Origin of the sequence: Micromonospora narathiwatensis, from assembly GCF_900089605.1 — a bacterium.
In the GTDB taxonomy this organism is placed as follows: Bacteria; Actinomycetota; Actinomycetes; order Mycobacteriales; family Micromonosporaceae; genus Micromonospora; species Micromonospora narathiwatensis.
In genome coordinates, this window is record NZ_LT594324.1 from 2,666,012 (window position 1) to 2,690,986 (window position 24,975).

27 protein-coding genes are annotated in these 24,975 nt (G+C 73.2%); 13 read left to right on the top strand and 14 right to left on the bottom strand.

Annotated elements, in window-relative coordinates; translation table 11 throughout:
- Positions 1–69: 69 nt before the first annotated feature.
- Entirely contained in the window at positions 70–753 is a 684-nt protein-coding gene (locus GA0070621_RS11765) for an ABC transporter ATP-binding protein (RefSeq protein ID WP_091194495.1), read from the bottom strand.
- Positions 750–1,787 (bottom strand): ABC transporter permease, encoded by a 1,038-nt coding sequence (locus tag GA0070621_RS11770; protein ID WP_167666820.1) that lies wholly within the window; start codon positions 1,785–1,787, stop codon positions 750–752. The genes GA0070621_RS11765 and GA0070621_RS11770 overlap by 4 nt, the downstream gene beginning before the upstream one ends.
- A gap of 222 nt (positions 1,788–2,009) precedes the next feature.
- Here GA0070621_RS11770 and GA0070621_RS11775 point away from each other — a divergent pair, with 222 nt between their 5' ends.
- From GA0070621_RS11775 to GA0070621_RS11785, 3 genes are all read left to right on the top strand, one after another.
- A complete protein-coding gene (locus GA0070621_RS11775) occupies positions 2,010–3,197 on the top strand; it encodes a sensor histidine kinase (protein WP_091194500.1) in 1,188 nt (395 codons plus the stop codon).
- A complete protein-coding gene (locus GA0070621_RS11780; protein WP_091194503.1) occupies positions 3,194–3,829 on the top strand; it encodes a response regulator in 636 nt (211 codons plus the stop codon). The genes GA0070621_RS11775 and GA0070621_RS11780 overlap by 4 nt, the downstream gene beginning before the upstream one ends.
- A 76-nt stretch (positions 3,830–3,905) precedes the next feature.
- Entirely contained in the window at positions 3,906–5,195 is a 1,290-nt protein-coding gene (locus tag GA0070621_RS11785) for a low temperature requirement protein A (protein WP_091194506.1), read from the top strand.
- Between the two features lie 440 nt (positions 5,196–5,635).
- On the opposite strand, the gene GA0070621_RS11790 is transcribed toward GA0070621_RS11785, so the two are convergent.
- The 6 genes from GA0070621_RS11790 to kdd are packed head-to-tail and all read right to left on the bottom strand — an operon-like array spanning position 5,636 to position 12,310.
- Positions 5,636–6,976, bottom strand: a complete 1,341-nt coding sequence (locus GA0070621_RS11790) for a glutamate mutase L (protein ID WP_091194509.1) — start codon at positions 6,974–6,976, stop codon at positions 5,636–5,638.
- Positions 6,973–7,365: a 3-aminobutyryl-CoA ammonia lyase gene (gene kal, locus GA0070621_RS11795; RefSeq protein WP_091194515.1), complete on the bottom strand. Its 393-nt coding sequence runs from the start codon at positions 7,363–7,365 to the stop codon at positions 6,973–6,975. The genes GA0070621_RS11790 and kal overlap by 4 nt, the downstream gene beginning before the upstream one ends.
- Complete coding sequence (kamE, locus tag GA0070621_RS11800; protein ID WP_091194517.1) at positions 7,362–8,120, bottom strand: lysine 5,6-aminomutase subunit beta; 759 nt, start codon at positions 8,118–8,120, stop codon at positions 7,362–7,364. Before kamE ends, kal begins: the two co-directional genes overlap by 4 nt.
- Positions 8,117–9,676, bottom strand: coding sequence for a lysine 5,6-aminomutase subunit alpha (gene kamD / locus GA0070621_RS11805; protein WP_091194520.1), 1,560 nt, complete (start codon positions 9,674–9,676; stop codon positions 8,117–8,119). Before kamD ends, kamE begins: the two co-directional genes overlap by 4 nt.
- Positions 9,673–11,244: an amidohydrolase gene (locus tag GA0070621_RS11810; protein ID WP_091194523.1), complete on the bottom strand. Its 1,572-nt coding sequence runs from the start codon at positions 11,242–11,244 to the stop codon at positions 9,673–9,675. Before GA0070621_RS11810 ends, kamD begins: the two co-directional genes overlap by 4 nt.
- Before the next feature lie 4 nt (positions 11,245–11,248).
- On the bottom strand, positions 11,249–12,310 hold the full coding sequence (kdd, locus tag GA0070621_RS11815) for an L-erythro-3,5-diaminohexanoate dehydrogenase (RefSeq protein ID WP_167666821.1): 1,062 nt from the start codon (positions 12,308–12,310) through the stop codon (positions 11,249–11,251).
- Between the two features lie 141 nt (positions 12,311–12,451).
- Here kdd and GA0070621_RS11820 point away from each other — a divergent pair, with 141 nt between their 5' ends.
- Positions 12,452–13,858, top strand: coding sequence for a KamA family radical SAM protein (locus GA0070621_RS11820; protein ID WP_091194528.1), 1,407 nt, complete (start codon positions 12,452–12,454; stop codon positions 13,856–13,858).
- A 123-nt stretch (positions 13,859–13,981) separates the two neighbouring features.
- Here GA0070621_RS11820 and GA0070621_RS11825 read toward each other — a convergent pair whose 3' ends face one another.
- Positions 13,982–14,176 (bottom strand): CsbD family protein, encoded by a 195-nt coding sequence (locus GA0070621_RS11825; protein WP_091194531.1) that lies wholly within the window; start codon positions 14,174–14,176, stop codon positions 13,982–13,984.
- Positions 14,177–14,380: 204 nt separating this feature from the next.
- Between GA0070621_RS11825 and GA0070621_RS11830 the strand changes: the two genes are divergently transcribed.
- On the top strand, positions 14,381–14,992 hold the full coding sequence (locus GA0070621_RS11830) for a histidine phosphatase family protein (RefSeq protein ID WP_091194533.1): 612 nt from the start codon (positions 14,381–14,383) through the stop codon (positions 14,990–14,992).
- Here GA0070621_RS11830 and GA0070621_RS11835 read toward each other — a convergent pair.
- From GA0070621_RS11835 to GA0070621_RS11855, 5 genes are all read right to left on the bottom strand, one after another.
- Positions 14,922–15,428 carry an Lrp/AsnC family transcriptional regulator gene (locus tag GA0070621_RS11835; protein WP_091194536.1) on the bottom strand — a complete coding sequence of 169 codons (507 nt, stop codon included), beginning with the start codon at positions 15,426–15,428 and terminating at the stop codon, positions 14,922–14,924. The genes GA0070621_RS11830 and GA0070621_RS11835 overlap by 71 nt on opposite strands.
- 87 nt (positions 15,429–15,515) lie before the next feature.
- A complete protein-coding gene (locus GA0070621_RS11840; RefSeq protein WP_091194539.1) occupies positions 15,516–16,658 on the bottom strand; it encodes an acyl-CoA dehydrogenase family protein in 1,143 nt (380 codons plus the stop codon).
- The gene (locus GA0070621_RS11845; protein WP_091194542.1) at positions 16,655–17,764 is read right to left on the bottom strand and encodes a M24 family metallopeptidase; all 1,110 of its coding nucleotides are present in this window, start codon (positions 17,762–17,764) and stop codon (positions 16,655–16,657) included. The genes GA0070621_RS11840 and GA0070621_RS11845 overlap by 4 nt, the downstream gene beginning before the upstream one ends.
- 41 nt (positions 17,765–17,805) lie before the next feature.
- Positions 17,806–18,579 carry an ABC transporter permease subunit gene (locus GA0070621_RS11850; RefSeq protein ID WP_197673958.1) on the bottom strand — a complete coding sequence of 258 codons (774 nt, stop codon included), beginning with the start codon at positions 18,577–18,579 and terminating at the stop codon, positions 17,806–17,808.
- Positions 18,579–19,310, bottom strand: coding sequence for an ABC transporter ATP-binding protein (locus GA0070621_RS11855; protein WP_091202284.1), 732 nt, complete (start codon positions 19,308–19,310; stop codon positions 18,579–18,581). Before GA0070621_RS11855 ends, GA0070621_RS11850 begins: the two co-directional genes overlap by 1 nt.
- A gap of 102 nt (positions 19,311–19,412) precedes the next feature.
- Here GA0070621_RS11855 and GA0070621_RS11860 point away from each other — a divergent pair, with 102 nt between their 5' ends.
- From GA0070621_RS11860 to GA0070621_RS11895, 8 genes are all read left to right on the top strand, one after another.
- Positions 19,413–20,540, top strand: a complete 1,128-nt coding sequence (locus tag GA0070621_RS11860) for a sensor histidine kinase (RefSeq protein ID WP_231921002.1) — start codon at positions 19,413–19,415, stop codon at positions 20,538–20,540.
- Positions 20,537–21,211, top strand: a complete 675-nt coding sequence (locus GA0070621_RS11865) for a response regulator (protein ID WP_091194552.1) — start codon at positions 20,537–20,539, stop codon at positions 21,209–21,211. The genes GA0070621_RS11860 and GA0070621_RS11865 overlap by 4 nt, the downstream gene beginning before the upstream one ends.
- Positions 21,212–21,285: 74 nt before the next feature.
- A complete protein-coding gene (locus GA0070621_RS11870) occupies positions 21,286–21,687 on the top strand; it encodes a VOC family protein (protein WP_091194554.1) in 402 nt (133 codons plus the stop codon).
- Positions 21,684–21,965, top strand: a complete 282-nt coding sequence (locus GA0070621_RS11875; RefSeq protein ID WP_091194558.1) for an ArsR/SmtB family transcription factor — start codon at positions 21,684–21,686, stop codon at positions 21,963–21,965. The genes GA0070621_RS11870 and GA0070621_RS11875 overlap by 4 nt, the downstream gene beginning before the upstream one ends.
- Positions 21,965–22,351, top strand: a complete 387-nt coding sequence (locus GA0070621_RS11880) for a VOC family protein (RefSeq protein WP_091202285.1) — start codon at positions 21,965–21,967, stop codon at positions 22,349–22,351. Before GA0070621_RS11875 ends, GA0070621_RS11880 begins: the two co-directional genes overlap by 1 nt.
- Positions 22,352–22,407: 56 nt before the next feature.
- On the top strand, positions 22,408–22,788 hold the full coding sequence (locus GA0070621_RS11885) for a YccF domain-containing protein (protein WP_167666824.1): 381 nt from the start codon (positions 22,408–22,410) through the stop codon (positions 22,786–22,788).
- A gap of 201 nt (positions 22,789–22,989) precedes the next feature.
- Positions 22,990–23,763 (top strand): FkbM family methyltransferase, encoded by a 774-nt coding sequence (locus GA0070621_RS11890; protein ID WP_167666825.1) that lies wholly within the window; start codon positions 22,990–22,992, stop codon positions 23,761–23,763.
- Positions 23,764–23,959: 196 nt separating this feature from the next.
- Positions 23,960–24,961: a LacI family DNA-binding transcriptional regulator gene (locus GA0070621_RS11895; protein WP_091194562.1), complete on the top strand. Its 1,002-nt coding sequence runs from the start codon at positions 23,960–23,962 to the stop codon at positions 24,959–24,961.
- Positions 24,962–24,975: the final 14 nt, after the last annotated feature.

Consider the following 24,975-nt stretch of genomic DNA (forward strand, 5'->3'; position numbering starts at 1 on the left):
GGCCGGACTGTGGGCCGACCGCCGGTGGGCGCGGCGCCCCGGGCCCGTCTCGGTGGGAGTGGCGGCGGGTCAGCGGGCCGGTGCCGGCAGGCGTAGGCGACCGTCGCGCATCTCGGCGGTCGCGTCGACGGCGGTGAGGTGGGTGCGGTCGTGGGTGACCAGGACGGTGGCGGCGGCCCGCTGGCGGGTGAGGCGGGCGATCAGGTCGATGACGGCAGCGCCCCGGTCGTGGTCGAGGGCGCTGGTGGGTTCGTCGACGAGCAGCACGGTGGGGTCGTTCATCAGGGCGCGGGCGATGTTGACGCGCTGGCGTTGGCCGCCGGAGAGCTGGTGGGGGCGCCGGCCGGCCTCGGCGGCGAGTCCGACGGCGTCGAGGAGCTCCATCGCCCGGGGGCGGGCCCGGGCCGGGGACCGACCGTCGAGCGGGGCCATGACCTGAAGCTGCTCGACGGCGGTGAGCGAGGGCAGCAGGTTCGGCTGCTGGAAGACGATGCCGATCCGGGCGCGACGCAGCGCGGCGAGTTCCGCCCGGGTCATCCCGGTGGTGGGGGTGCCATCGACGGTGACGGTGCCGCGGTCGGGGGTGATGAGGGTGGCGGCGACGGCGAGCAGGCTGGACTTGCCGGATCCGGAGGGGCCGACAACGGCGGTGAGGCTGCCCTTGGGGGCGTCGAGGGTGACGTGGTCGAGGGCGGTCAGGCGGCCGCCCCCGTCGGGATAGGTGAGGGTGACGTCGGTCAGGTTGAGGCTCATCGGGCGCTCCCCAGTGCGGTCAGCGGGTCGACGGAGGTGATGCGGCGAATGGACAGGGCGGCCCCGAACACGCCGAGCAGGATGATCACGGCGGCGGGAACGAGGACCGTGGCGGGGGTGAGCAGGAACGGCACGGCCGAGGCCGTGACGGCGGCGCCGAGGGCGGCGGCGGCAACGGCGCCGACGAGGGTGCCGGCGCTCAGCAGGACGACGGCCTGACCGAGCGCGTCGCGCAGCAGGTACGCGGTGGAGGCGCCCAGCGCCTTCAGGACGGCGACGTCGGCGCCGCGCTGGATGGTCCACACGCTGAAGAAGGCACCGATGACCAGGGCGGCGATGGCGAACAGGAAGCCGCGCATCAACTGCAGGGAGCCGTTCTCGGAGGTGTAGGAGCCGATCGCGGACAGCGAGTCGCCGATGGTGACGGTTCTGGTGCCGGCGGCCGCGTCGGCGGCCCGGACGTCGACGTCCGCGGTGGTGTTCAGGGCGATGACGGTGGCGGTCCGGCCGGTGGCGGCCCCGGCCGGCGGCGCGATCTCCTGCCACCGGTCCAGGCTGATCCAGATCACCGGAGTGTGGCTGTAGGAGGCGTCGCCGCCGACCGCCGCGACGGTCAGTGCCCGCCCGGCGAGGGTGACGGTGTCGCCGGCCCGTACGTCGAGGTCGTCGGCGGCGGGCGTGGACAGCACCACCGACCCGTCGTCGATCCTGCCGCCGTCCGGGGCCAGGGCGGATCCGGGACGGACCCCGAAGACGGTCACGCCGACACCCGCGTCACCGGCGGTGGCCCTGGTGACGGCGATGCCCAGCGGTTCGGCCCGGGTCACCCCGGGCACCTCCGCCCACCGCCGCCACTGCCCCTCGGTGACGGTGGAGTCGGCGTACGACAGGTCCTGCCCGGGACCGGGCGCGGCGAAGGCGACCCGGTCCGCGGGCAGGTCGGTGATCGCGGAGACGTTCTCCCGCCCCAGCCCGGCGGTGAGGCCGGACAAAAGCCCGACCAGCAAGCTGATGAGCGTGACGACGGTCCCCATGAGGGCGAAACGCCCTTTGGCGAACCTCAGGTCTCTCCAGGCGACGAACACGACAGGTCCCGGCCCTTTCTCGACGGCGAATCGGTACCGGTCCCAGCGTCGCCGTCCGCCTCGGTGGGCACATCTGGCCCAGGACGGCACTTCACGGATCAAACGGCGCCGGTCGGGTTGCACCTTTTGACAGAGGGCACCGACGTGGTCAGCGCCTAGGCTGGAAGGACCGTGAACGCGACCACCATCTCCTCCACCCCGGGCGTACGGGCCCTGGCCTGGTGCCTGCACCTGCTGGTCGCCGGCCTGCTCGCCCTGGCCGCCGGCCGGGCCGTGGCCGCCGCCGCGCCGCACGCCGCCGGCGTGGTCGTCGCCGCGGCGCTGCTGGCGCTGGTCTACGCGGCCGGCGCGCTGCTGCCCCACGCCCGGGCCGCCGCCTGGTGGCTGGCCGCCGTGGCCGCGGTGTGGGTGGCGCTGCTGGTCCTGTCCGCCGACGGAGTGTGGGTCGCGTTCCCGCTCTACTTCGTTCAGCTCCATCTGCTGCCGCGCCGGGCCGGTCTGGTGGCGGTGACCGCGACCGCCCTCACGGCGATCCTCGCCTTCGCCGCTCACCAGGGCACGTTCGCCCTGGCCACCGCCGTCGGTCCGGCCCTCGGCGCGGCGGTGGCGGTGGCGGTGGTGTGGGGGTACGAGGCCCTCTACCAGGAGAACGAACAGCGACGTCGGCTGATCGAGGAACTCACCGCCACCCGCGCGGATCTGGCCGCCGCCCAGCACACCGCCGGGGTGTTGGCCGAACGCGAACGCCTGGCCCGGGAGATCCACGACACCCTCGCCCAGGGGCTGACCAGCATTCAGTTGCTGCTGCGTGCCGCCGAGCGGGCGCTGCCCGAGGCGTCCGGCGCCGCCGCCCGCCACGTGGAGCAGGCCCGCCAGGCAGCCGTGGACAACCTTGCCGAGGCCCGCCGCTTCGTCACCGCACTCACCCCGCCGGCCCTGGAGGGCACCACCCTGGCCGGCGCGCTGCGACGGCTGTGCGCCACCACGTCCACCCGGCACCGGCTCGCCGCGCGTTTCCACCTCACCGGCGACCCGGTGCCGCTGCCGACCACCCACGAGGTCGCCCTGTTACGCATCGCCCAGTCCGCCCTGTCCAACACGGTCCGCCACGCGCGGGCCAGCACCGCCGAGGTCACCCTCGGCTACCTCGGCGACCAGGTCACGGTACGGATCGTCGACGACGGCGTCGGCTTCGAAGCCGGCCACGACGGGTTCGGTCTGGCCGCCATGCGCGCCCGCGTGCACGCCCTCGGCGGCACCGTCGGCATCCGGTCCGCCGCCGGGCAGGGCACCACCGTGACCGCCCGGCTGCCCGTCACCACGTCCATGCCCGGCGTCGGGTCCGGGGTGGACCCGTGACGGATCCCGACATCCGCCTGCTGGTGGCCGACGACCATCCGGTGGTGCGGGCCGGGCTACGGGCCGTACTGGAGACCGAACCTGGCCTGCTGGTGGTGGCCGAGGCCGCCACCGCGGAGGACGCCGTGGCCCGCGCCGCCGCCGGTGACATCGACGTCGTCCTGATGGATCTGCAGTTCGGGCGGGGGATGAACGGCGCGCAGGCCACCGCCGCCATCACCGCGCGCCCCGGCGCGCCCCGGGTCCTGATCGTCACCACCTACGACTCCGACGCCGACACGCTGCCGGCCATCGAAGCCGGCGCCACCGGCTACCTGCTCAAGGACGCCCCGCCCGAGGAACTGGCCGCCGCCGTACGCACGGCGGCGGCCGGGCGGACGACGCTGGCGCCCGCCGTGGCCGACCGGCTCATGAACCGGCTACGCGCCCCGGCCACCGTCCTGACCCGGCGGGAGATCGACGTTCTCGTGCTGGTCGCCGAAGGGCTGTCCAACCGGGCCGTCGGCGCGCGGCTGCACCTCACCGAGGGCACCGTCAAATCGCACCTGGCCCGGATCTACGCCAAACTCGACGTCGACTCCCGCACCGCCGCCGTCGCCACCGCCACCGACCTCGGTGTCATCCGCCGCTGAGTCACCGGCGGTCCCGTGGCCCGATTCTGCGGGTTTTCCGCCGTCGCGGCGGGCGGGGACTGCCAGACTCGGCAGCATGAGCGCTGGCCACTGGCGGGGGCGGATCCTGCCGGCCGCGCCGGGGTCCCGCGTCAATCGCCTGGAGTTGTTCTACGACCTGGTGTTCGTGCTGGCGTTCCTCAACGTCACCACCCTGGTGTCGGTGAACCTGAGCGTACGCACACTGCTCGCGGGGCTGCTGGTGCTGGCCCTGCTGTGGTGGTGCTGGGTCTCCTTCGCGGCGCTGGGCAACGCGGTACGCACCGACCAGGGGGTGCTGCCGCTGATCGGCGCGGTGACGGTGGTGGCCCTGTTCGTGCTCAACGTGAGCCTGCCGGAGGCGTTCGCGAGCCGCCCAGGCGGGCCGCCCGGCCCGCTCATCTTCGCCGCCTGCTATCTGGTCGTCCGGGCGGTCCAGGTGCTGGTGCTGCTGACCCGCGCCGACGCCCCGGGCCGCGCGGTGCTGCGGTTCGGCCTGCCGCTGCTGGCCAGCGTGACGCTGCTCCTGGTCGCCGGCGCGCTACCGCACCCGCCGGGGGTCGGGCCGACGTGGTGGCAGCTGGCGCTGTGGGCGGCCGCCGTGGGCGTCGAGTTCACCGCCGGGGGCCGCGTCCGAAGCGTCAGGCTGACGGTGGTCTCCGCCGGCCACTGGGCGGAACGGTACGCGCTGATCCTGCTCATCGCGCTCGGCGAGTCGATCATCTCGCTGGGGCTGGGCCCCAAACCGGCCACCGGTTCGTCGCTGAGCTGGGCGGTGATCGTGGCGTCGATACTCGGCGTCACCACCATCGCGGCGCTGTGGTGGATGTACTTCGACACCGTGGCGCACGCCATCGAGCAGCAACTGCACGGCACCCGCGACCCGGACGCCCGGGCCGCCTACGCCCGCGACGTCTACGCCTACCTGCACCTGCCGTTGATCGCCGGAATCATCCTGTTCGCCCTCGGCGCGAAGCGCTACCTCGCCGTGATCGCCGACCCGCACGGTGATCCCTGGCGGGTACGGGCGCTCGGAGTGGACTACCGGGTCCTGTTCTCCGGCGTGATCATCTACATCGTCGGCCTGCTGGCGCTGTGGGCCCGCGCCACCCACCGGGTACGGCTGTGGCCGGCCGTGACGGTGGTGGCGCTGATCGCCGTGCTGCTGCCCGCCGGCCGGTTGCCGGCGGTCGCCGGCCTGGCGGTGCTCGCCCTGGCCAGTGTCGCGCTGGTGCTGACCGGGCTGCGCGCCGGTGACCCGCTGCGCCGCCGGGTACGGCAGACCGCGCTCGACGAGCAGATCGCCGCCGAGCAGGAACAGTCCGAGTGGCGCCGCCGCCACCTGTGAGCGGACCTGGCGGGTACGAAATCGGGGCGCGGCTCGCGCCGCGCCCCGATGCTCCCAGGCCCTTCCCGGCCGGTGGGGCGGGAATGACCGGCGCCGACCTTCGGACCGACCGGACGTGGACTGGCTGCCCCCGCCTGGCCGTTGTCTACTGGCCGTGCCTCTCACCCTGCCCGTACACCGGTAACCGCGGCCGGTTCGCGCCGCCCCGCCGACCCCCGCCCGCTGGACCTGGCCGCCGCAACCGCACCGGGTCGCTCGGCCAGCGGACGAAGGGACGAAGCGAACAACAGCCACTTCCCGTGGTAGGACTCAAAGACGGTACGGCGTGCACCCCCGCCGCTGTCAACCCACCCCGGCCTGTCGTGTGTTACGCCACGGCGTGTCGCGTCGGCGCGTCTCGATCCGCTCCGGCCGTCGGGATCGGACGGCGACCCGCCGCGTCAGTCCGCGCCGAGGTGGCGGCGCAGCAGCCGCACCGCCGCCACCGGATGGTCGTCGGCGAGCAGCCCACCGGCCGCGAGGACGTAGTCGACGTCGACGACCGCGCGGGCGGCCCTCGGCAGCGGCCACCCGCCGGCGTGGTCACCGAGCACCGCGGCGAGCACCCCGGCGGCGTCGGCGGCGGGCGCGTGCCGCAGCACCCCGCCCGAGCCGACCACCAGCCTCACGTCGCGCAGGTCCCGGCCGGCCCGCTCCCCGGTGGCCGCACCGCGGGCGTGCCGCCGCAACGCCACCGTCGCCGCGAGGGCGGCGATCCGCCGGTCGGCGACCCGGTCCGCCTCACCGGCCGGCAGGAACCCCGGATCGGCCGCCCGCACCGCCGCCGCCACGGCCAACTCGTCGGACTCCCCCGGGGCCAGCAGACGCTCCTCGGCGGCGGCCCGGACCACACCGGGCGCGCTCCACCGCATGCCCAGATCCCCCTCGACCGTACGGGCCCGCCACAGCGTGCCGGCGACCTCCCGACCCGGCCCGTCCTCCCGCTCGTCCGGGGTGAGCACCGAGTACACGTCGGTGGTGGCGCCGCCCACGTCGACCACCACCAGGTCCCCGCCGAGGGAGTCGGCGAGCACCTCCACCCCGGTGAGCACCGCGTCCGGGGTGGCCGCCCGCACCAGCCGGGCGAACCGCCCACCCCGGGACAGTTTCTTGCCCCCGATGACGTGGCGCAGGAACACCTCCCGGATCGCCGCCCGCGCCGCGACCGGCGCCAGCACCCCGATCCGGGGCAGCACGTTGTCGGCAGCCGTCACCGGCACCTTCGCGGCGGCGAGCAGCCCACACAGGTCGTCGCGGACGTCACCGTTGCCGGCGAGTACCACCGGCACCCGCCAGCGGGCCTTCGCCAGCCGCGTCGCGTTGTGCGTCAACACCTCCGCGTCACCGCCGTCGGTGCCGCCGACCAGCAACACCACGTCGGGGCGGGCGGCCCGCAACGCCGCCAGGTCGGCCGCGCCGAGCCGCCCGGCGGCCACATGAACCACGTTCGCCCCGGCGGACAACCCCACCCGCCGGCCGGCCTGCGCGGTCACCAGGGGCTCGTAGCCGACCACCGCCAGCCGCAACCCACCGCCCGCCGACGAGCACACGTACCAGGGCAGCTCGCCGCGCACCCCCGCGTCGGCGGTGGCGGCGCCGACCGCCGCGTCCAGACCGTGCAGCACATCCGTGCCGACCGTCGTCGGCGCCGCCGCCGCCGCGACCAGCCGGCCGCCGTCCACGTCGACCACCGCCGCCTTCGTGTACGTCGACCCGACGTCGGCGCAGACCGCGACGTTCACGCCGACGGCGGCACGACCACCGTGCCGGTCGCGGTGACCGCCACGATCGGCTCACCGAGCACCTCGGCGGCCGACTCGCCCCGGTCCGGGCGGCCCCGGCACACCACCCGCGCCTCGAAGTCGATGGTGCGGCTACGGGTGCCCACCCGGGTCACCGTCGCCACCACCTCCAGCACGTCCCCGGCCTTCATCGGAGCCCTGAACTGCACGTCCGAGTACGAGGCGAACAACCCCTCGTCGCCGTCGGTGCGGATGCACACCTCGGTGGCGACGTCCCCGAACAGGCCCAACGCGTACGCCCCGTCGACCAGGTTCCCGGCGTAGTGGGCGTGCGAGTACGGCACATACCGGCGGTGGGTGACGGTCAGACCGACCCGCGAATCGCTCATCGCTTAACCTTCTTGTCAGTGATCAGGGCGTGCACCAGATAGCTGGCCACCTCGCCCGGGGTGGTGCCACGGCCGAAGATCCGGTCCACGCCCAGCTCCCCGGTCATCGTCTCGTCGAAGCGGGGGCCACCGACGATCAGCAGCGGCCGCTTCCCGGCCGGCATCGCCTCCCGGAACGCCGCCGACATCTCCCGGGTGTTGTGCAAATGCGCGTCGCGCTGCGTGACCACCTGCGACACCAGCACCGCGTCGGCCTTCTCCCGCCGGGCCGCCTCCACCAACTCCGGCACGCTGACCTGCGCGCCCAGGTTGCTGACCTTCAACTCCCGGTAGTACTCCAGGCCCTTCTCCCCGGCGATGCCCTTCACGTTGAGGATCGCGTCGATGCCGACGGTGTGCGCGTCGGTGCCGATGCACGCCCCCACCACCGACAGCTTGCGCCGCAACCTCTGCTTCACCACCGCGTTGACCTCCTTGGCCGACAACAGCGGGAAGTCCCGTTCCACCACCTGCACCGCCGACAGGTCCACCAGATGGTTCACCCGCCCGTACACCACGAAGAAGGTGAACCCGTCACCCATCTGCTTCGCGTGCACCAGCATCGCCGGGTCGATGCCCATCTTGTTGGCCAACTGCACCGCCGCGCCCTCGGCCCGCTTGTCGTGCGGCACCGGCAGCGTGAACGACACCTGCACCATGCCGTCACCGGTGGTGTCCCCGTACGGCCGGACGATCTTCTTCTCCGGGGCCGTCACGCCGCCGCCTCCAGGATCTCCGTGGCCGGGTTGAAGTAGTCGGCCTCGTGCCTCGCCACCCCGTCGAGACCCTTGCCGCGATCCGCCGGCCGCTTCATGATCCCGAACGTGCCCTCGGCGATCGCCGTCAACAACGACTGCTCACCGATCCGCTCCAACAGCTCGACGGCCTCGCCGAGCACCCGGTGCGCGCGCTGCTGGATGAACCCGCCCGCAGCCGGCACGAAATCCTCGTGCAGCCCGCCGGCCGCGCCCAGCACGTACCGGACGTTCTGCAGGGCGATGTCCCGGTCCGACAACCACGGCGTCACCACCGCCTCGGTCATCATGCCCACCAGCAGGATGCCCTGCCCGGTCATGGCACCGACCAGGTTGAAGAACCCGTCGAGCAGATTGCCGCGGAACACGTCCCCGGTCATGTGCTTCGTCGGCGGCATCCACTTCAACGGCGCGTCCGGGAACAACTCCCGGGCCAGCAGCGCGTGCGCCAGCTCGAGCCGGAACGACTCCGGCAGATCCGGATTGATCTCGAACGCGTGCCCCAACCCCAACTGCCAGTCGGCCAACCCCGCCTCGTGCGCGAAGAACTCGTTGAGCAACTGCGACACCGTCACCGTGTGCGCCTCGTCAACGGCGTCCGCGGTGGTCAGGTAGTTGTCCTCACCGGTGTTGATGATGATCCCGGCGCGGGCGTGCACCTGCCGGGAGAACCGCTGGTCGACGAACGTGCGAATCGGGTTGATGTCCCGGAACAGGATCCCGTACATCGAGTCGTTGAGCATCATGTCCAGCCGCTCCAGGCCGGCCAGGGTCGCCATCTCCGGCATGCACAGACCCGACGCGTAGTTCGTCAACCGCACGTAGCGGCCCAACTCCTTCGACGACTCGTCCAACGCCGCCCGCATCAACCGGAAGTTCTCCTGCGTCGCGTACGTGCCGGCGAACCCCTCCCGGGTCGCGCCCTCCGGCACGTAGTCCAGCAGCGACTGCCCCGTCGAACGGATCACCGCGATGATGTCCGCCCCGGCCCGCGCCGCGGCCTGCGCCTGCGGAATGTCCTCGTAGATGTCACCGGTCGCCACGATCAGGTAGATCCACGGCCGCTGCCTCGGATCCCCGTACCGCTTCACGAGCCGCTCCCGCTCGACCCGACGCCGGTCGATCTGCCGCACCCCCGCGGCCACCGCCCGACGCGCGGCCTTACGCGCCGCCGTCGCGGCCCGACCCGTCGGCAGCGCGAACCGCACCGACCCGGCGGCAGCCTTCTGCGCCAACAACGTCACATCGCTGATCTGCTCCCGGGCCAGCGCGTCGAACACCGGCAGCGCCACCCCGTGCCCCAACCCGACGTCCGCGACGACCGCGTCCACCAGCCGGTTCACCCACGGAATCCCGTCCGGATCCGCGCCGGTCACCCCCGCCAACCGCAGCACCGCCCGCTCCACCGACACCGTCGTGTGGCTGCGGGCCAGATCCACCACCGGCTGCCCGGCCCGGCGCGCCAACTCCCGCGCCCGCGCCACCAGCGCCGGGTCCAGCCCAAGCTTTCCGGTCACGAACTACCTTCCTCATAGATCACGTCACCACGCAGCACCGTGGCCCGGCACACCGGCAACGGCGTCGGATCGTCCGCCCCCCGCAACTCCGGATCCTCCGCCTGCAACACCGGCAGGCCCCGCTGCGCCCCGGCCGGCGTCGACCACACCGCGAACGTCGCCGGCGCCCCCAACGCCAACACACCCTCGTTGTCCAGATGCACGGCCCGCCACCCGCCACGGGTGTGCGCCGCGAACGCCGCCCGCACACTCATCCGCTGCGCCGGATTGTGATGCGCCGCCGCCGCCCGCACCGAACCCCACGGATCCAGCGGAGTCACCGGCGAATCCGACCCGAACGCCAACGCCACCCCGACCGAGTGCATCGCACCCATCGGGTTCGACTCCAACGACCGCGACAGACCCAACCGCGACTCGTACATCCGGCCCGAACCACCCCACAACCGGTCGAACGCCGGCTGCATCGACGCCACGATCCCGTACTCCACGAACCCGGCGATCATCCGCTTGTTCATGATCTCCGCGTGCTCGACCCGATGCCGGGCCGCCCGCAACCGATCCACACCCAGCTTCTCCGCCGCCCCCGCGAACCCCGCCAACACCGTCGAGATCGCCGCGTCACCGATCGCGTGGAAACCGCCCTGCAACCCGTACGCCGCACAGTCCAACAGGTGATCCCGCACCTGCTCCGCCGTGACGTACCCGTGCCCGCACCCACCGGACTCCCCGTCCAGATACGCCTGCGACACGTGCGCCGTCCGCGACCCCAACGCCCCGTCGGCGAACAGGTCACCACCGGCCCCGACCGCGCCCAGCTCCCGGGCCCGCGCCGCACCCAGCAGCTCACCCCAGTACCCGTACACCTCCGGCAGCCCGTCCCCGGAAATCCCCAACAGCCCGGTGAAGTCCTCCTCGTCGGAGATCTCCGGACCACCGCACTCGTGCACCGCCGCGATCCCCAGCGACGCCGCCTGCTCCAGGGCCCGCCGCTGCGCGGCCACCCGCTGCGCCCGGGTCACCGACGCGAACGCCGCCGCCCGCACCACGTGGTGCGCGTCCCGCCGCAACCACCCCGACACGTCGTACCCCGGCGCGGCCACCGCCTCCGGGCAGGCCGCCAGCAGCGCCCGCGACACCAACGCCGAGTGGATCGACGCCTGCGACAGATACACCCGCCGACCCCCGGCCGCCCGGTCCACCGCCGCCGCGTCCGGCAGCGTCCCGTCCGCCCAGTTCGACTCGTCCCAGCCGTGCCCCAGCACCACCGCGTCCCCCGGCAGACCGGCCGCGAACGCCGACACCGCGACCAGCAGCTCACCGGCCGACCGCACCCCGGACAGGTCCAGCCCCGACAGCGCCAACCCGGTGTCCGTGGCGTGCACGTGCGCGTCCACGAACGCCGGCGTCACCAACGCCCCGGCCAGATCCACCACCCGGTCGGCGGACGGCGCGTCCGCGTCCACGCCCAACCAGGCGATCCGCCCGTCCCGCACCAGCAACGCCGTCGCGCTCGGATCGGCCGGACAGTGCAGCATGCCGCCGAGATACAGAGTCGAGGGGTTCGTCATGGTGTCAGTCTGCCGCGAGGCGGGCCTCGAACAGACGGCGCACCCCCGGCTCCGCACGCAGCAACTCCAGCGCCAACTCCGCGTGCCCCGGCACGTAGCCGTTACCGACCAGCATCGTCACGTCCGCCGCCAGGCCCTCCGCCCCCAGCGCCGCCCCCGCGAAACTCGTCGCCATCGAGAAGAAGATCACCGTGCCGCCGTCCTCGGTGGCCAGGATCGCCCCGTGCTCGCAGCCCGGCACGTCCACGCAGACCACCGTCACGTCCGCCGGCGCACCCAGGGCGGTCGTCACCGCCGTCGACAACCCCACCGGATCCCGGGCGTCGGCCAACGCGACCACGTCGGCCAGACCGGCCGCCACCAGCGCGTCCCGCTCCGCCGGCACCGGCACCACCCCGACCGTACGGCCCGCGCCCGCCCGCCGCGCCGCGGCCAGGGACAGCGACCCGCTCTTGCCGGCCCCGCCGACCACCGCCACCCGCACCCGCCGAGGGTCGCCGTCGCGCTGCCGCCGCTGCACCAGCTCGGCGACCACCCGCGCGGTCAGCGCCGGCGCCCCGCACACGTCCAGCACCGCCAGCGACAGCTCCGGGTGCAAATCTGCCGGCAGCACCGCCGCGATCGACCGGGCGAACAGGATCGCGTACCCGTCACACGGCACCTGCTCGCTGCGCCCGTCCCACCGGGCCAGCCCGTCCAGGATCACCAGCGGGGTGAGCGTCAGCGACACCAACGTCGCCACCCGGTCGCCCGGCCGCAGCCCCAGCGGAGACCGCCGCCCGGCCTCGTCCACGGTGCCGATCAGCATGCCGCCCGACCCGGTCACCGGGTTCTGCATCTTCCCCCGGGTCGAGATGATCTCCAGTACCTCGGCGCGGACCTTGTCCCCGTCGCCGCCGTGCTTCTCCGACAGCTGCCGGAAGCTCGCGGCGTCCAGGTTCAGCCGCTCCACCCGGATCCGCACCTCGTTGGAGCCGATCCGCGGATCGGCGTCGAGGCGCCATGCCGCCTGCGGCAGCACCCCCGCAGGTTCCACGACGCGGTGCAGACCCACCGGTGACGTCACGCCAGCCTCCTCCATCCAGCCGCTCGAACCCCTGACCAGGGCTCGCCTGGCGGGAAAACTTCCGGCAGACTAATTTCTTCACCGGATATTTTCCAGTAGCCTTCGGGACTATTGATCAACCAGCACCAACGAGGAGGGGCCGTGACCCAGACCCAACCGGTGGAGACCATCCCTGCGCCCCGCTCCACGCCGGTCGCGGTCCCCACCGCCGGACAGCCGTACGAATACCGCCGCAGCCCGCTGGTCGAACCCGACTGGACCCGCTTCCCCGGCTGGCGCCACGTCACCCGCGAGCAGTGGGAGAACGCCCAGTGGCAGCGGGTCAACTGCGTCAAGAACATCAAGCAGCTGCGTACCGTCCTCGGCGACCTCGTCGACGAGACCTTCTACGCCGACCTCGAGGCCGACCAGAAGGCCCTGGCCACCATGTCCATGCTGGTGCCGCCGCAGATGCTCAACACCATGGTGCCGTTCGAGCAGATGACCACCGAGGCGTTGCTCGCCGACCCGGTGCGCCGCTACATGATCCCCGTCGCCTCCGACCGGCGTACCGACTGGCCCTCCCACCCGTACGCCAGCCGCGACAGCCTCCACGAGCACGACATGTGGGTCGCCGAGGGCCTCACCCACCGCTACCCGACCAAGGTCCTCGCCGAGCTGCTCTCCACGTGCCCGCAGTACTGCGGCCACTGCACCCGGATGGACCTCGTCGGCAACTCCACCCCCACCGTCGACAAGCTCAAGCTCACCCTCAAACCCGTCGACCGCTACGACGCCCACATCACCTACCTCAAGGCCCACCCCGGCGTACGGGACGTCGTCGTCTCCGGCGGCGACGTCGCCAACGTGCCGTGGAAGAACCTCGAGTCCTACCTGATGCGGCTGCTCGAGATCGAAACCATCCGCGACATCCGGCTCGCCACCAAGGCCCTCATGGGCCTGCCCCAGCACTGGCTCCAGCCCGATGTCGTCGAGGGCCTGGAACGGGTCGCCCGCACCGCCGCCCGCCGCGGCGTCAACCTGGCCATCCACACCCACGTCAACCACGCCCAGTCGCTCACCCCGCTGGTCGCCAGGGCCGCCCAGACCGCCCTCGACGTCGGCGTACGCGACGTCCGCAACCAGGGCGTCCTCATGCGCGGCGTGAACGCCACCGCCGGCGACCTGCTCGACCTGTGCTTCGCCCTCCAGGGCGAGGCGGGCATCCTGCCGTACTACTTCTACATGTGCGACATGATCCCCAACGCGGAGCACTGGCGGGTCCCCGTCTGGCACGCCCAGCAGCTCCAGCACGACATCATGGGCTACCTGCCCGGTTACGCCACCCCGCGCATCGTCTGCGACGTCCCGTTCGTCGGCAAGCGCTGGGTCCACATGCTCACCGAGTACGACCGCGAGCGCGGCATCTCCTACTGGACCAAGAACTACCGCACCTCGATCGAGTCCGCCGACCTCGAGGCGCTCAACAAGCGTTACGCCTACTACGACCCGATCGACACCCTGCCCGAGTCCGGCCAGGCCTGGTGGGCGGCCCACCGCGACGACTGATCCGCGACGCCCCGCGCCCGGCACCCCAAGGTAGGGGTGCCGGGCGTTGCCGTTTGTTCTCCACGAGTACCGGACGTACGCCGGCGGGCCCCCGGATCGGGAGCCCGCCGGCGCACGCGTCAGTCACTTCTCAAAGGTTTCACGCACATCCCGACCGGCCTCCTTGGCGTGTTGGCCGGCCTGCCGGGCCCGGGCCGCGCTCTGCTCGCTGGCGCCCTCCGCCCGCAACCGCTCGTTGTCGGTGGCGTCGCCGATCCGCTCCTTGGCCATGCCGCTCATCTCCTGAGCCTTGTTCTTGGCCTTGTCGGTGAACCCCATCTCGTCGCCTCCTCAGCTTCAGGCTTGGGTTGCTCCGCCCTTGGCGCGTCCCCGGTCGGCGTCGCGTCAAACGCAGATGGGGCGGTACACATCGCGTACGGCATCCTAGGAAGATGGGTTGTTAGGAACGAGTCGGTGAACAACGAGCGGCCGAGGTGATCCCGCCGACCGGGTGCAGGGCGTCCCACGTGGTTGACTGGGCAGGTGAGCGAGATCCTGCTGATCCGGCACGGCGAGACCGCGTGGAGCGCCAGCCACCGGCACACCTCGTACACAGATCTGGAGCTGACCCCCGACGGGGAACGGCAGGCCCGCGCGCTCGGTGTGCTGCTCGCCGGCCGCCGCTTCGTCCGCGTCCTGTCCAGCCCCCGGCAGCGGGCGACGTGCACCGCCCACCTCGCCGGGCTCGACGTCGACACCACCGACCCCGACCTGGCCGAGTGGAACTACGGCGAGTACGAGGGCCGCACCACGGCGGACATCCACCAGGAGAATCCGCACTGGAACCTCTGGACCGACGGCGCGCCCGGCGGGGAGTCACCGGCACAGGTCGGCGAACGGGCCGACCGGGTGCTCGCCACGACCGCGCCCCTGCTCGACCGGGGCAGCGTCGCCCTGGTCGGCCACGGGCACAACCTGCGGGTGATCGGCGCCCGCTGGATCGGCCTGCCCCCGTCCGCCGGTGGGCTGCTACGGCTGGACACCGCCACCGTCAGCGTGCTCGGTCACGAACACGGGCGGCAGGTCATCCGGCGTTGGAACCAGCCGGCTCCGCCGCCGCCCGGGACCGTCCCCGATCCGGCGCCTCGGCACTGATCTTCGGCGGCCGGCTCTCGTACGGCGTGGAGAGCACCACGGTGGTGCGGGTGGTGACGTTGGCGGCCGTCCGGATCTCCTGCAGCACCCGCTCCAGGTCCGTCGGGCTGGCCACCCGCACCAGCAGCAGGTAGAAGTCCTCCCCCGCCACCGAGTAGCACGAGTCGATCTCGGGCAGGTGGGCCAGCCGCTCCGGCGCGTCGTCCGGCTGCGACGGGTCGAACGGCCGGATCGCCACGAACGCGGTCAACGGCAGCTCCAGCGCCTCGAACGAGACGCGGGCCGCGTACCCCTTGATGACGCCGCGCTGCTCCAGCCGGCGGACCCGCTGGTGCACGGCGGACACCGACAACCCCACCCGCTCGGCGAGGTCGGTGTACGACAGCCGACCGTCCCCGGTCAGCGCGGCGACAATGGCCCGGTCGATCTCCTCCACGCGCTGCAACCTACCTGGAAATCCGCGCGCACGCCGCATCCGGCCCACCGGCATGCGGCTCGGTGGGCCGGATGCGGTCACCCAGGGTCAGCCCTTGGCCAGGGCCCGGGAGATGACCAGCCGCTGGATCTGGTTGGTGCCCTCGACGATCTGGAGCACCTTCGCCTCCCGCAGGTACCGCTCGACGGGGTGGTCCACGACGTAGCCGGCGCCGCCGAGCACCTGCACCGCGTCGATGGTCACCCGCATCGCCACGTCGGTGGCGAAGAGCTTCGCCTTCGCCGCCTCGATCGAGTACGGCCGGCCGGCGTCACGCAGCCGGGCGGCGGCCAGCATCAGCGCGCGGGCCGCGGAGATCTGGGTGGCGTGGTCGGCGAGGGTGAAGCCGAGCCCCTGGAAGTCGATGATCGACCGGCCGAACTGCTGGCGCTGCTTCGCGTAGCCGACCGCGTAGTCCAGCGCGGCCTGGGCCAGGCCGACCGCGCAGGCGGCGATGCCCAGCCGCCCGGAGTCCAGGGCGGACATGGCGATGGTGAAGCCGGCCCCCTCGCCGCCGATCAGCCGCTCGGCGGGCACCCGGGCCTCGTCGAAGGCGATCTGGGCCACCGGGGAGGCGTGCAGGCCCATGGTCCGCTCGGCGGCCTGCGGGAGGATGCCGGGGGTGTTCCGGTCCGCGAGGAGGCAGGAGACGCCCTTCGGGCCGGGACCGCCGGTGCGGCAGAAGATGTTGTAGAAGTCGGCGACCCGGGCGTGGGTGATCCACGCCTTGGTGCCGGAGACCACGTAGTCGTCGCCGTCGCGGACCGCCTTCGTGGTCAGGGCCGCGGCGTCGGAGCCGCCCTGCGGCTCGGAGAGGCAGTACGCCCCCAGCAGCTCCCCGCCGACCATGTCGGGCAGCAGCTTGCGCTGCTCGTCCGTGCCGAACTGGGCCAGCGGATAGCAGGAAAGGGTGTGCACGCTGACCGCCTCGGCGACCGCGAGCCAACGGCTGGCGAGGATCTCCAGCACCTGGAGGTAGACCTCGTACGGCTGGGCGGCCCCGCCGTGCTCCTCGGCGTACGGCAGGCCCAGCAGGCCGGCCCGGCCCAGGGTGCGCAGCACCTCGCGGGGGAACTCGGCACGCTCCTCGAACCCGGCGGCCTTCGGAGCGAGCTCCCGGTCGGCGAGTTCGGTGGCGAGTTCCAGCAGGTCGTGGGCCTCGTCGGTGGGGAGGATCCGGTCGACAGTCATAGCGCGATGAGCTCCGTGGGGGTGGTGTTGAGCCGTTGCCCGCCGTCCGTCGTGCAGACGACGATGTCCTCGATCCGGGCACCGTGCCGCCCGGCGAGGTAGATCCCGGGTTCGACCGAGAAGGCCATGCCGGCCTCGAGGGGCCGGGGGTTGCCGGCCACGACGTACGGCTCCTCGTGGGTGTCGAGGCCGATGCCGTGGCCGGTGCGGTGCAGGAAGGCGTCACCGTAGCCGGCGGCGGTGATGACGTCGCGGGCCGCCGCGTCGACCGCCTCGGCGGTGACCCCGGGCCGGACCGCCGCCACCGCCGCCCGCTGGGCCTCGTACAGAACCGTGTAGTAGTCGGTGAACTCGGCCGGGGCGGGGCCGCCGGCGACGTAGGTGCGGGTGCAGTCGGAGCGGTAGCCCGACGGCATGGTGCCGCCGATGTCGACCACGACGGGCTCGCCGGCACGGATCGGCCGGTCGGACGTGCCGTGGTGCGGGCTGGCCCCGTGCGGCCCGGCGGCGACGATGACGAAGTCGACGGTGACGTGGCCGGCCGCCCGGATGGCGGCGGCGATGTCGGCGGCCACCTCGGCCTCGGTCCGGCCCGGACGCAGCCACTCCCCCATCCGCCGGTGCACCGCGTCGATCGCGGCGCCCGCCTCGGCGAGGGCGGCCACCTCGGCGGGCGACTTGCGGATCCGCAGCTCGCGCAGCACCTCGGCGGCGAGGCGCTGGGTGGCGTCGGGCAGCGCGGCGCGCAGGGCGAGGACCTGCTCGGCCCACATCCGGTCGGCCAGCCCGACGGCGGCCACCGGGCCGGGCAGCGCCGCCCGGACCAGCGGGTACGGGTCGGTGCCGTCGGCGTGGTCGACGATGCGTACGCCGGCGGCCGGGGCGGCTTCCGCCGCGGGACGCTCCAGGACCGGCACGATCAGGGTGGGTTCGCCCTCGGCGGGCAGCACCAGGCAGGTCAGCCGCTCCCCGGCGTGCGCGTCGTAGCCGGTCAGGTAGCGCAGGTCGGAGCCGGGGGTGAGCAGCAGCGCGTCCAGGCCAGCGGCGGCGGTTGCGCGCCGCGCGGCGGCCAGCCGCTCGGCCGGGTACAGCTCGTTGGTTCCCACCCCCTGAGCTTAACGGTCGTTTGGGGAACCGTGGGGGGCGGTCACACGTCCCGGCGGCGCACCGCGACATACCCGGCGAGCAGCGCCGCCGCAGTCCACAGCGCCATGATCCCCACCCCGGTCCACGGGCCGTAGGGGCGGGCGAATCGCGGGTCGTCCGCCGGCCCGACGATGTGCATGATCACCATTCCGGCCTGGTCCGGCAGGTACTGCGCGACGGTCTTCACCCTCGGCACGTTGCCCAGCCCCTGCGAGCCGAGAAACAGCAGCGGAAGCAGGACGCCCAGGGCGGGGATCGCGCTCCGCGCGAGCGCCGCCAGCCCGGTCGCGAACAGGTAGATGAGCGTCAGGTAGAGGCAGGCGCCGGCCACCGCGACGGGCACCCCGGCCGCGCCGAGGGAGGTGCCGTGCGGGCCGAGGCCGGCCTGCGCGGCGGCGAAGGTGGCGAGCACGGTCACCACGGCGACCGCTCCGGCCAGCAGCGCTCCGGTGAGCACCTTGGCGGCGTAGAACCGCCCGCGCCGAGGCACCGCGGCGAGGGACACCCGGATCGTCCCCGTGGAGTGCTCGCCGGTGACCACGAGGACCGCGAGCACCACCAGCGCGAGCTGGCCGACGGTGAGGCTGTAGAACGAGGCGAAGAGCGGGTCGAAACGGTCCCGCTGCTCCGGTGGCAGCTCCGCGAAACCGGTCCGGAAGTTGCGCCCGAACAGGTATCCGAGGCCGACGCTGAGCGCGACCGTCAACGACAGGCACCAGACCGTCGACCGTACCGAGCGGATCTTGGTCCACTCGGCGGAGAGCAGCGCGGTCATCACCATCCACCCCCCGCCCGGTGCTCGGCCGCGCCGTCGGTCAGCCGCAGGTACGCCTCCTCCAGCGACGCCGAACCGGCGCCCGTGACGAGTTCACCGACCGTCGTGTCGGCGAGCAGCCGGCCCCGGCCGATGACGATCAGCCGGTCGGCGGTCAGCTCCACCTCACTCATCAGATGGCTCGAGACCAGGACCGTCCGGCCCTCGGCGGCCAGTGACCGCATCAGCTCCCGGATCCATCGCACGCCCTGCGGGTCCAGGCCGTTCACCGGCTCGTCGAGGATCAGGACGCCGGGATCCCCGAGCAGCGCCGCCGCGATGCCCAACCGCTGCCGCATGCCGAGCGAGAAGCCGCCGACCCGGCCGCGGGCCACCCCGGCCAGGCCGACCCGCTCCAGCAACGACGACGTACGGGCGGGCCCGATGCCGTTGGTCCTCGCCAGCCACCGCAGGTGGTCGACCGCCGACCGGCCCGGGTGCACGGCGTTCGCGTCGAGCAGGGCGCCCACCTCGCGCAGCGGGTGATGCAGCGACGCGTACGCCCGGCCGCCCACCAGCGCCTCGCCGGCGCTCGGCGCGGCCAGCCCGAGCAGCACCCGCACGGTGGTGGTCTTGCCGGCGCCGTTCGGGCCGAGGAAGCCGGTGACGACACCGGGTCTGACGGTGAAGGAGAGCCCGTCGACGGCCACGCCGTGCCGGTACCTCTTGGTCAGCTCGTTGACTTCGATCACGGCGGCCACCCTGCCCGAGGGCGGACGCCGGGCGCATCGGAGCACGGGATGACCTACCCAGGGGGGAGGCACCGGCCGGCACCCGCCGATACCGTTCGCGGGGTGGATCGGAGCAGACGGCTCGGCCGCCGCCAGTTGATCGCGCTCGACGGCCTGGCCGCGATCGGATACCTGCTGCTGTTCGCGTCGTCCGCCGTCGTACGCGCCGACGTGCCGGCCTGGCTCTCGATGCCGCTCATGGCCGCGGTCGGGGCGCCGGTGGCGGTACGCCGACGCTGGCCGGGACCGGTGTTCCTGGTCGTGTTCGCCGCCTCGGTCGCGGCGGCGGCGGCAGGTGTGCTGGCGGATCCGTTCGTCGCCGCCGCGTTCGCGCTGTACCCGCTCGCGTGCGACGGCCGGCGCGCCTGGGTGCCCGCCCCGGTGGCCGGTACGGTGGCCGCGGTCGTGCTCGTCGGCGGCTCGGTGGCCGGCACCCCGTACCAGTCGTGGCACCGGCTCGGCGTCGTCGTGCTCGGCGCCGGCCTCCTGGCCGGGGCGTGGACCGTCGGCCGGGTCGTACGCGCGCGCCGCGCCGACGCCGCCCGCTCCGCCGCCGAGTTGGCCGGCCGCGCGGTCGCCGAGGAGCGCCTGCGCATCGCCCGGGAACTGCACGACGTGGTCGCGCACAGCATGAGCCTGATCGCGGTCAAGGCCGGCACGGCCAACCACGTCCTGGCGGTACGCCCCGACGAGGCGCAGAACGCGCTGCGGGTGATCGAGTCGACGAGCCGGGGCGCGCTCGCCGAGATGCGTCACCTGCTCGGCGTGTTGCGCTCCGACGCGGACGGCGCCGCGCTGGCCCCGACCCCCGGGCTGGCCGGGCTGCCCACGCTGGCCGAGCGGGCCGAGCAGGCCGGCGTGCCGGTCGAGCTCGACGTGCGGGACGTGGACGAGCTGCCCGAGGGTGTGGCGCTGTCGGTGTACCGGATCGTGCAGGAGGCGCTGACGAACGTGGTCCGCCACGCGGGGCCGGCCCGCTGCCGGGTGTCGGTGGCGGCCGGGCGGGGCGAGGTCCGCGTCGAGGTGACCGACGACGGGCCCGGGTCGCGGGTGCCGTCGCCCGACCGGCCCGCCGGGCACGGGCTGATCGGCATGCGGGAGCGGGTCCTGATGTACGGCGGCTCGTTCCACGCCGGGCCCCGGCCGGAGGGCGGGTTCAGCGTGTCCGCGCGCCTACCCTGTGAGCCGTGACCGATCCGATCCGGGTGCTCATCGCCGACGACCAGGCCCTGGTGCGGGGCAGCTTCCGCCTGCTCGTGGACACCGCGCCCGGGCTCACCTCGGTCGGCGAGGCGGGCACCGGCGGCGAGGCGGTCGCGCTCGCCCACGCCGCCCGGCCCGACGTGGTCCTCATGGACATCCGGATGCCCGAGATGGACGGCATCGAGGCGACCCGGCGGATCTGCGCGGGGTCCGCCCCGGGCCCGCGGGTGCTCGTGCTGACCACGTTCGACCTCGACGAGTACGTGTACGCGGCGTTGCGCGCGGGCGCGAGCGGCTTCCTGCTCAAGGACACGCCGCCGGCTGACCTGCTGGGCGGCATCCGGGTCGTCGCGGCGGGCGACGGGCTGCTCGCGCCGACCGTGACCCGGCGGCTGATCGCCGAGTTCGCCCGGCGTACGCCCCCGGCCCGTCCGGTCGCGGGCGACCTCGACCGGATCACCGACCGGGAGCGGGAGGTGCTCACCCTCGTCGCCCGCGGCCTGTCCAACCCGGAGATCGCCGGGCACCTGCACCTCAGCCCGGCCACCGTCAAGACCCACATCGGGCACCTGCTCGCCAAGCTGAACGCCCGGGACCGGGCCCAGCTCGTCATCGCGGCGTACGAGTCGGGCCTGGTGACACCGGCGCGCCACCTTTGACATGCAAGCGGGAGCTTGCCTAACCTGTCGTGCAGGCGCCGGCGTCAGGCCGGCCGAAGCCGGGAGCCGAGGCGATGACCGACACGGACACCACGCTCACCCCGTTCCTGATGTTCGAAGGGGCCGCCGCCGAGGCCATGAACTTCTACGTCTCGCTGTTCGACGACGGCGAGATCCTCTCCGTCACCCGGCGGGAGAGCGACGAACCCGGCGCCGGCACCGTGCACCTCGCCGAGTTCCGGGTGGCCGGGCAGCGAGTGTTGTGCAGTGACAGCCACGTGCGCCACGCCTTCACGTTCACCCCCTCGCTGTCGCTGTTCGTGCGCTGCCGGGACCAGGCCGAGCTCATCCGCCTGCACCGGGCGCTCGCCGAGGGCGGAACGGAACTCATGCCGCTCGGCGACTACGGCTTCAGCACCCGGTTCGCCTGGGTGAACGACCGCTTTGGAGTGTCCTGGCAGCTCAACCTGCCGTGACCGACGTCTTCGCCGCGATCGCCGACCCCACCCGCCGGGCAATCCTCGACGAACTGGCCGAGCGGGACGGCCAGACCCTCTTCGAGATCTGCGCGCGGCTGACGACCAGGCACGGCATCGGATCCTCCCGCCAGGCGATCTCGCAGCACCTCGACACGCTCGCGGAAGCCGGGCTCGTGCGCTTCGCGCGTAGCGGCCGTTACAAGTTCCACCACGCCGACTTCGGGCCCCTGCGCGCGGTCGTCGATCGGTGGCCGATCCCTGAGGAGGGACCTTGATCCGCGTCAACCTGGCCAGCGTCTTCGTCGACGACCAGGAGAAGGCGCTCGCCTTCTACACGGAGGTGCTGGGCTTCGAGAAGAAGACCGAGATCCCGCTCGGCGAACACCGCTGGCTCACGGTCGTCTCGCCCGCCGATCCCGACGGGGTCGAGCTGGTGCTCGAACCCGCCGGCCATCCGGCGGTCGGCCCGTTCCGGCAGGCGCTCGTCGCCGACGGCATCCCGTTCACGTCGTTCGCCGTCGACGACGTGCGCGCCGAGTTCGACCGGCTGCGGACCCTCGGCGTCGAGTTCACCCAACCGCCGGTGGCGATGGGCGGCGTGACGACCGCGGTGCTCGACGACACCTGCGGGAACCTGATCCAGTTGGCCAGCGCCTCCTGACCCCGCCCGGGGCCCTGGCTTCCCGACCGTTGCGCGGCCCGGCCACGATGGAACGCGTGATCCGTTTCATCTTGAACCTGTTGTGGCTCGTCTTCGGTGGCGGCCTCGTCCTCGCCCTGGGCTACGGGCTGGCCGCGCTGATCTGCTTCGTACTGGTGATCACCATCCCGTTCGGCGTGGCCTCGCTCCGCCTCGCCTCCTACGCGCTCTGGCCGTTCGGCCGCACCCTCGTCCCGAAGCCGGGCGCCGGGATCGCCTCCGGCGTCGCGAACCTGCTGTGGGTGCTGCTGGCCGGCTGGTGGCTCGCGCTGTCCCACATCCTCGCCGGCGTCGCCCTCTGCGTCACCGTCATCGGCATCCCGTTCGGGGTGGCGAACTTCAAGCTCGTGCCGGCGGCGCTCTGGCCGCTCGGCCAGGAGGTCGTCGAAACCCCCTGAGACGTCTCAGCCGTACGCGTGCCGGCCACCTGGCCGGCACGCGCCATATCCCCCGCACCTGTTGACGATGGCCCTCGGTGCTGGCCCGACCGACCGAGGTCACACCCCGTCAGGGCATCCTAGGAGGCTGGGCCAACGGCCTGCCGGCCGGATAACCCGAACCCGGCTCGCGTTCGCCCCATCGTCGCTACGGTCAGAGCAATGGGCGGCCAGGACGGGGTGATCGAGACGCTCAAGGCTGATCCGGCCATGTCTGACCTGCGCCGGTCCCTGGAGTCGTACTACGGTGACCCGGGCCGCGAGGCGGCGATGGACGCCTTCTACGCGGGCTTCGTCCGCCCCGGGAACCTGGTCTTCGACGTCGGCGCGCACGTCGGCGACCGGCTCGGCAGCTTCCGTCGCCTCGGCGCCCGCGTGGTGGCCGTCGAACCGCAGCCGCTCTGCGTCCGGGCGCTGCGCGCGCTGTACGCCGGCGACGAGCGGGTCACGGTGATCGAGGCGGCCTGCGGAGCCCGGCCCGGCCGGGTCCGGCTGCACGTCAACTCCGCCAACCCCACGGTCTCCACCGCGTCCGCGCGCTTCGTCCGGTCGGCGGCCGGCGCCGACGGCTGGCAGGACGAGACCTGGGACGCCGAGATCGAGGTCGTCGGCACCACGCTCGACGCCCTCATCGCCGCGCACGGCGTACCGGACTTCGTGAAGATCGACGTGGAAGGATTCGAGGACGCCGTGCTGGCCGGGTTGAGCAGCCCGCCGCCGGCCCTGTCGTTCGAGTTCACCACCATCGCGCGCCGGCTCGCCCCGCGCTGCCTGGACCGGGTCACCGCGCTCGGCCTCACCCGGTTCAACGTCGCGCTCGGCGACGAGATGGCGCTCGCCCTGCCGGGCTGGGCGAGCGCGGCCGAGGTGGCGGCGTACCTGCGCGCCCTGCCGCACGAGGCCAACTCCGGCGACGTCTACTGCCGGCCGGCCTGATCGGCGGGCGGGCGCCGGCACTCCCCCCGCCCGCGGGAGGGTGTGTGGCAGCGCTTTTTTAATGATTTGAACTTAGCCATGATTCGTTACCTGGCCGTTATTGACGTGACCGCCGCCGCTTCGATTGACTGCGATGGAACCGCTTCCGCAACCGGTTCCGAACCAACCGCCCGTCCCTGCCACCCGGGAGCGCCCCGTGCCGATCACCATCGCCGACGTCGCCACCCGGGCGGGGGTGAGCAAGACGACGGTCTCCCGGGTGCTCAACGGCAAGGGCGAGGTGGACGTACGCACCGCCGACCGGGTCCGCGCCGTGATCAGCGACCTGGGATACGTGCCGAGCGCCCGCGCGGTCGGCCTGGCCCGGGGCCGCACCCGGGTGGTCGGCATGCTGGTGCCCGCGCTCACCTGGCCCTGGATGGGCGAGGTGTTGCAGGGCGCGGCCGACGTGGTCGAGGCCGAGGGGTACGGCCTGCTGCTGTTCACCTGCACCCGGGGCGACGAGTCGATGCGGCGGTTCGCCTCCCAGGTCTCCGCGAAGTCCTTCGACGGTCTGCTGGTGGTCGAGCCGGAGGGCACGTTGGACTACATCACCGCGCTGCACGAGCGGGGCCTGCCGGTCATCCTCATCGACGACCGGAGCCTCCAGCCGCGGTTCCCGTCGGTCCGGACCACCAACGAGTCCGGCGCGCGGGCCGCCGCGGCGCACCTGCTGGCGCTCGGTCGACACCGTCCGCTGGTGGTGACCGGCATGCGCCGGTTCGGCTGCACCCGGGAACGGCTCGCCGGCTTCGCGGGCGGATACGCCGACGCCGGCCTGCCCATCGCACCCGCCCTCGTCGTGGAGGGCGATTTCACCTTCGAGTGCGGCCGTGCCGCGGTACAACGACTGCTCGCCGACGGCGTGCCGTTCGACGCCGTCTTCGCCCACAACGACCTCTCCGCGGCCGGCGCGCTCCAGGCGCTGCGCGACGCCGGCCGGCGCGTCCCGGACGACGTGGCGGTCGTCGGCTTCGACGACCTGCCGCTGGCCGGGCACACCCACCCGCCGCTGAGCTCGGTACGCCAGCCGCTGCGGGAGATGGGGGCGGCCGCGGCCCGCACCCTCATCTCCCACCTCGGCGGCACTCCCCTGCCCGACACCCCGACCGTCATCCCGACCACGTTCACCGTGCGCGCCTCGACCGGCCGCACCTGACCGCACCGCAAACC

What these genes read in the sequence shown, in the direction of transcription:
- GA0070621_RS11765 (WP_091194495.1), bottom strand. Translation starts at nt 753, where the DNA reads ATGAGCCTCAACCTGACCGACGTCACCCTCACCTATCCCGACGGGGGC.
- GA0070621_RS11770 (WP_167666820.1), bottom strand. Translation starts at nt 1,787, where the DNA reads ATGGGGACCGTCGTCACGCTCATCAGCTTGCTGGTCGGGCTTTTGTCC.
- GA0070621_RS11785 (WP_091194506.1), top strand. Translation starts at nt 3,906, where the DNA reads ATGAGCGCTGGCCACTGGCGGGGGCGGATCCTGCCGGCCGCGCCGGGG.
- kal (WP_091194515.1), bottom strand. Translation starts at nt 7,365, where the DNA reads ATGAGCGATTCGCGGGTCGGTCTGACCGTCACCCACCGCCGGTATGTG.
- GA0070621_RS11810 (WP_091194523.1), bottom strand. Translation starts at nt 11,244, where the DNA reads ATGACGAACCCCTCGACTCTGTATCTCGGCGGCATGCTGCACTGTCCG.
- GA0070621_RS11825 (WP_091194531.1), bottom strand. Translation starts at nt 14,176, where the DNA reads ATGGGGTTCACCGACAAGGCCAAGAACAAGGCTCAGGAGATGAGCGGC.
- GA0070621_RS11840 (WP_091194539.1), bottom strand. Translation starts at nt 16,658, where the DNA reads ATGACTGTCGACCGGATCCTCCCCACCGACGAGGCCCACGACCTGCTG.
- GA0070621_RS11850 (WP_197673958.1), bottom strand. Translation starts at nt 18,579, where the DNA reads ATGACCGCGCTGCTCTCCGCCGAGTGGACCAAGATCCGCTCGGTACGG.
- GA0070621_RS11870 (WP_091194554.1), top strand. Translation starts at nt 21,286, where the DNA reads ATGACCGACACGGACACCACGCTCACCCCGTTCCTGATGTTCGAAGGG.
- GA0070621_RS11890 (WP_167666825.1), top strand. Translation starts at nt 22,990, where the DNA reads ATGGGCGGCCAGGACGGGGTGATCGAGACGCTCAAGGCTGATCCGGCC.